Annotated in this window: 2 protein-coding genes; both read left to right on the forward strand. The window is 39.4% G+C overall.

The annotated features are described in order from the left end of the window. Window positions 1-662: hypothetical protein (locus A3762_RS27960; protein WP_068757750.1), on the forward strand; the 662-nt coding region annotated here is incomplete at its 5' end. Next, window positions 652-980: hypothetical protein (locus tag A3762_RS22665; protein ID WP_156493681.1), on the forward strand; the 329-nt coding region annotated here is incomplete at its 3' end. The genes A3762_RS27960 and A3762_RS22665, both read left to right, overlap by 11 nt.

Raw genomic sequence — 980 nt, forward strand, 5'->3', positions numbered from 1 at the left:
TATTTAATAAGAGTGACCTGACCGGCACCTCCATTACGCTTAGACATTTTTTGAAACCTGTGCTTGATGATACCGAAGTCTCGGTAAAATCTTTCCCTGCGGTGGACGCTTTTTTCAATCATGATCAATACATAATTAAGCCCTTTCATGCAGAAAATCTGCTGGTAGCTTTGTCAGACTTTAGAGAATTTGGTGCCCAATCTTCGTCTTATGCGTCAATATTTAAGACGGTTGTTGAAAGTAATTACATGGATTCGCTTGATACTCTGCTACAAAAATGTCAGCTTGCACTCAGGGAAAACAACGGGAAGTATTTATCGCAAACGTTGTTGATGAAAGTATTTCCTGACCGGTTTGAAGTGATTAGATGCGGAAATATTGGGCTTTATGTTGGCTCTGAGGTTATCCAAAGGAAGCCGATTGATCCAAGTCCTTTTTTATTGAACGGTGAGGTGGTTACCAATGGTTCGCTGGTTGAGGTCTTTCCAAGACGAACTGAAACTACGGTTCTAATACATTCCGATGGCATTAGTTTACCCAATATTTTGAACATGGAACGTAATACATCACTTGATCAACAAACGAGATCTCTTTTTGATTTGTCTGCTCTTGATGATGATGATGCGACACTGCTAGTGGTTCGAGGGAAATATGCATGCTAATTTAAATCAAACATCTACGTTAAGGCAGCAATTGTCAAGCATTGTGGGTGCGGTGCCGTTTGGAATTATTGTTATTTCACACCAAAAAGAGATCGAAATTATCAATGCGAGAGCATTGGAGTTCTTGGGTCTTGAAGATGCGCTTCCTTCAAATTTTGTGGATGAAAGCTATCAAATTTTAAAGGCAAGTATTCCTGAGGTCGTAGATAAATTTGAAAAACTAATTTTGTCACGGAAAAGGCGGCATTTTTCGCATCCATGCAGTAGTCCGCTGAATGACTTAGAATTGTTTATAACTTGCAAAAGTATGTTACACGG

This window comes from Oleiphilus sp. HI0125 (assembly GCF_001635355.1).